The sequence below is a fragment of the Pontibacterium sp. genome (genome assembly GCF_041587635.1).
Lineage (GTDB): Bacteria > Pseudomonadota > Gammaproteobacteria > Pseudomonadales > Balneatricaceae > Pontibacterium.
The window spans coordinates 1-4,087 of the sequence record NZ_JBFGYC010000377.1 but is presented as its reverse complement, the minus strand read 5'-3'; the positions used below and the strand labels follow the sequence as shown (position 1 = coordinate 4,087).

Here is a 4,087-nt window from a genome sequence, read left to right as displayed (position 1 = left end):
CCCAACAAGGAGAACAACGATGCTAAAAACAACGACCTCTACCGTTGATGGCAAGCCAATTCAGGACTATCTAAATGTTGTCGTGGGCGAGGCTATTCTGGGTGCAAATATCTTTAAAGATCTATTTGGTGCCGTGCGCGATATTGTCGGCGGTCGTTCCGGTGCTTATGAGCAGGAGATGGGTAAAGCGCGGGAGATCGCCTTTGCCGAGATGGAAACTAAAGCCCAGGCGTTGGGTGCTGACGGTATCGTGGGTATTGATATCGACTACGAAGTCATCGGCCAGAACGGCAGCATGATGATGGTGAGCGTAAGCGGCACTGCTGTTAAGTTTAAGTAAGTGACTGTGTCAGTATGCTCCCCCACCAGCTGGTTGGGGTGAGCATCAAACCTGACCTGCTGAATATCCGTCCTTATTCGCTGAGCAGCGAAGAGGCACCGTACTCTTTTTCCAATAACCCCGCGAAAGCCTTAGCACCTTTAGCAACGTTGGTTTCCCAGTCACTGGGCGCTTCGCCGTCAGCATGGTCACTGGTGTATTTGTAAGAGACAAATTTCACACCCAGCTTCTGGCTCACTTTCCACAGCGCATAACCTTCCATATCGACCAGATCGATACGAATACTCAATCCATCCAGCGCCTTAGCCGAATCACTGACAAAAGAGTCCCCGGTACCCAGTACGATACCCTTCGCCTGTGGCAATAACTCCCCTGAAAATGGAGCGATCCCGCGCTGAAATCCAATTTCACGGGCATCCATATCCCGCTCGATAAACGTACCAATTTTATTCAGACCCCGGGTATCCGTGACCGCACCCGCAGTACCGTAGTTAATCACCAGATCCGGTTTGTAGTGAATGATCGCGTCATACAATCCAAGGGCTGCATTCACTTTCCCTACACCGGTATAAATGATCGGCGCGAAACGCTCTAACCCCGGTGTTTCAGCTTTTAGGGCGGAGACGATCAGGTAACGTTGTTGATCTTCTGCCTGAGCGGGCGAAACAAGCGCAAAAGCCAACAAGGCCATGGCTGTACGCGCAGATAGAGAGATAGATTTCAGTGGCGATAAGCACATCTTCATAACGTGTCCTGACATCTTTTCAATCCTTAGGTATGGACCGCATTATACGGTAAGCGCGACCGTAAACCATGGAGTGCCGTCAAACCAGAAACGCCAACTCAGCCAGCTCTCGATACAGCCACTGCCCTGCCGTGCCCTCTTTATATTTGGGACTGATAATCAGATCCACAGGCATATTCATCAGATCACCACCCCCCTCAAAACGCAGCATGCTCAGGCTACCGTCATCCAACCATGGCCGGACCAGGTGTTCCGGCACCCAGGCCCAACCCAACCCCCTTTTCACCATATCTATCAGAAAGTACTGGCTTTCGACCTTCCACAGTTTGCTACTCAGCTGATCTGTCGCGGCAACTTTTCCGGTACGCGAGGTCAACAACAATTGCCGGTAATACCCAAGTTCGTCAAAACTTGGCAGTATCTGACCGCTTAATGGATGGTCTGCACTCGCGACCGCCACAATCGTCATCTGTTTGAGCGGCTTGATATAGTAGCCTTCCGCCGCTTCCAGCGTACTGATTAACACGCCTATATCAACGCGCCCCTGCTGTACCAGTCTGATGATATCTCTGCGGGCGGGGTTAAACAGTTCCAGCTCCAATTGCGGAAACGCTTGCTCAAAGCGAACCAGCATATCCTCCAGAGCTTCGCCAATCAGCGACTCTTCCACCGCCAGAGTCAGTCTCCCCTCCTCACCTGCAGCCATTGAATCAGCGCGTCCCTCAAATAATTTGGCCTGCTCCAACAACGCCCGAGCCTGCGGTAATAACGCATGCCCCTCTTCCGTCAGCGTCGGTTCGCGACGACTGCGATCGAACAGGTCCAAGCCAAGGTCCAGCTCAAGATTCGAGATGGCAGTACTGACCGCCGACTGCGCTTTCCCCATCTCTCTGGCCGCGGCTGAAAACGATCCCCGATCCACGCTCAAGCTAAACGCCCGCAATTGCTCCAGGTTAAAGCGCATCTCTCACCTCCAACAAATACCAAAAGCAAATCCATCCATCTAATAAAAAGATAGATACTAACTTTTAACTATAGATATAAGTGAGAGAATAGCACCAACAATTATTCATCACGAAGTTCTGGAGATCACCATGCGCACGACTAAAGACAGAATCCGTCACACTCTGCTGTTTGAAGCCGTTGCACTTGTCTTATCAACCGCTGTTGCGGCCTTAGTGCTAGAAAATTCAGTCACCGAGATCGGAAGCTTAGCAATCATCCTAAGCCTGATAGCGATGGGCTGGAACTATCAATACAACCTGTGGTTCGATTGTTGGCAGCACCATACACCACCGAACAAACGATCCCTTAAATTACGTCTGGTTCATATAGTGGGATTTGAGGGCGGGTTACTCATCGCGACATTGCCACTGGTTGCATGGTGGCTGAATATGCCCCTGTGGCATGCGTTTCTGACCGACATGGGCTTTACCCTGTTTTTTATGGTCTACGCCTTTGCCTTTAACTGGGCATATGATCTGCTATTTCCGGTGAACCCGCAGCGAAATACAGCAACCGTCGGCATGAGTGAATAGGGATATTTGTAAGCAGGGTTAAGCCTCTAAGGCGGATTCAAGCATCCGCCTTTCAACATTTTCTTTCTCGAACCGACTGACTATCTGGGCAGGTTTTCCCCCCAACACCAAGATCCGATCTCCAATCTGCAAAGCCTCATCCAGATCGTGGGTGACATACAACAGGTGACGCTCTGGATTAGCAACGACCAGTCGTTCGACAAGCTCACGCATCTGACGGGCGGTCACCGGGTCAAGGGAGACCAACGGTTCGTCCATCAGGATCAGATCCGGGGATAACAATAAACTGCGTACCAATGCCACGCGACGTGCCATACCGAGTGAAAGACGGGTTGGGAACTCGTTTATCACCTCTGCCAATCCAACTTCAGCCAACAATGCGACGGCCAAATCCTGATCAGGATTAACCAGCAGCAGGTTATCCAGCACCGTACGCCACGGTAGCAAACGTGGCTGCTGGAACAGATAGGCCAGCGTAGGCGTCTCTCCCTGCCAGATCGGTTGCTGATACCCCTTATCCAAACCGGCAATGATGTTTAGCAACGTTGTCTTACCGCAACCGGAAGGTCCCAATAAACAGATACTCTCACCCGGCTCAAAGCGGATACCTATATCACCCAGCACCGGACGACTGAACTCTCGCCCTGAGATATGAAACTCAACCATGATTCAGCTCCCGCTTCCATCGCACCGCATACTGCTCGGTGGGCTGTAGCAGGCACCATTCGATCAGCTGTACCACCACAATAAAGGCAAAGCTGTAAGCAAGAATCGCCGTCACATCAAACAACTGGAACGCCAGATGGAGTTGAAAGCCAATACCGTCAGAACGCCCCAGCAGCTCAACCACCAGCACAATCTTCCAGATCAGCGCCAAACCGCTGCGGGTGGCCACCATGACAAAGGGAAACAGCTGAGGCCACCAGATATGACGTACACGTTGCCCGAAACTGAAGTGATACACCTGCGCCATCTCCTCCAGCTCGGGATCAAAGGTACGTGCCCCCTCTCTCAAGGTGACTGCGACATTAGGCAGCTTGTTGATCACGACTGCAGCGACTGCGGCGGCTTCCACCAATCCAAACCAGACGTAGAGCAAAATAATCACCACTAACGCAGGAATATTCAGCAACAGTACCAAGAAGGGATCGAACCAGCGGTTAAGGTTACGAAACCGCCCCATCAGCACACCGAGAATGGCCCCCAAAAACATCGCTATACCAAAGCTGATCAATACCCGCTGCAAGGTGATCCAGAGATGAGATTGCAGCTCTCCCTGCTGCCAAAGGTCGTGCATCAGATCCATCACCGCCAGCGGTGTGGGCAGGAGCGGATTATTCAAGGCGGTAGCGGCGATCTGCCAACCGATCCCGAGCACCAGCAAGGTAACACTCTGATCACGCCATGCTGATAACATACTCACGGCTGTAACCGGAAAAGTGATGCATCCAGCGGTTGATGGGT

The 4,087-nt window shown here is 51.8% G+C and carries 6 protein-coding genes; 2 read left to right on the top strand and 4 right to left on the bottom strand.

The annotated features are described in order from the left end of the window. A partial coding sequence (locus tag ABYW01_RS15835) for a heavy metal-binding domain-containing protein (RefSeq protein WP_372834498.1) occupies nucleotides 1–340 on the top strand: 340 nt, incomplete at its 5' end. 73 nt (nucleotides 341–413) lie between these two features. Here ABYW01_RS15835 and ABYW01_RS15830 read toward each other — a convergent pair. Together ABYW01_RS15830 and ABYW01_RS15825 are read right to left on the bottom strand one after the other, a co-directional pair. Beyond that, nucleotides 414–1,100, bottom strand: coding sequence for a hypothetical protein (locus ABYW01_RS15830; RefSeq protein ID WP_372834496.1), 687 nt, complete (start codon nucleotides 1,098–1,100; stop codon nucleotides 414–416). 64 nt (nucleotides 1,101–1,164) lie between these two features. Then, on the bottom strand, nucleotides 1,165–2,049 hold the full coding sequence (locus tag ABYW01_RS15825) for a LysR family transcriptional regulator (RefSeq protein ID WP_372834494.1): 885 nt from the start codon (nucleotides 2,047–2,049) through the stop codon (nucleotides 1,165–1,167). A 130-nt stretch (nucleotides 2,050–2,179) separates the two neighbouring features. Between ABYW01_RS15825 and ABYW01_RS15820 the strand changes: the two genes are divergently transcribed. Beyond that, nucleotides 2,180–2,623 (top strand): PACE efflux transporter, encoded by a 444-nt coding sequence (locus tag ABYW01_RS15820; protein ID WP_372834493.1) that lies wholly within the window; start codon nucleotides 2,180–2,182, stop codon nucleotides 2,621–2,623. An 18-nt stretch (nucleotides 2,624–2,641) separates the two neighbouring features. Here ABYW01_RS15820 and ABYW01_RS15815 read toward each other — a convergent pair whose 3' ends face one another. Next, nucleotides 2,642–3,289, bottom strand: a complete 648-nt coding sequence (locus ABYW01_RS15815; RefSeq protein ID WP_372834491.1) for an ABC transporter ATP-binding protein — start codon at nucleotides 3,287–3,289, stop codon at nucleotides 2,642–2,644. Beyond that, nucleotides 3,282–4,087, bottom strand: an 806-nt coding sequence (locus ABYW01_RS15810) for an ABC transporter permease (protein WP_372834488.1), incomplete at its 5' end; no start/stop codon positions are given. The genes ABYW01_RS15815 and ABYW01_RS15810, both read right to left, overlap by 8 nt.

Excerpts from the sequence above, each read along its gene's own strand:
- ABYW01_RS15820 (WP_372834493.1), top strand. The coding sequence starts at position 2,180 with ATGCGCACGACTAAAGACAGAATCCGTCACACTCTGCTGTTTGAAGCC.
- ABYW01_RS15830 (WP_372834496.1), bottom strand. The coding sequence starts at position 1,100 with ATGTCAGGACACGTTATGAAGATGTGCTTATCGCCACTGAAATCTATC.
- ABYW01_RS15815 (WP_372834491.1), bottom strand. The coding sequence starts at position 3,289 with ATGGTTGAGTTTCATATCTCAGGGCGAGAGTTCAGTCGTCCGGTGCTG.
- ABYW01_RS15825 (WP_372834494.1), bottom strand. The coding sequence starts at position 2,049 with ATGCGCTTTAACCTGGAGCAATTGCGGGCGTTTAGCTTGAGCGTGGAT.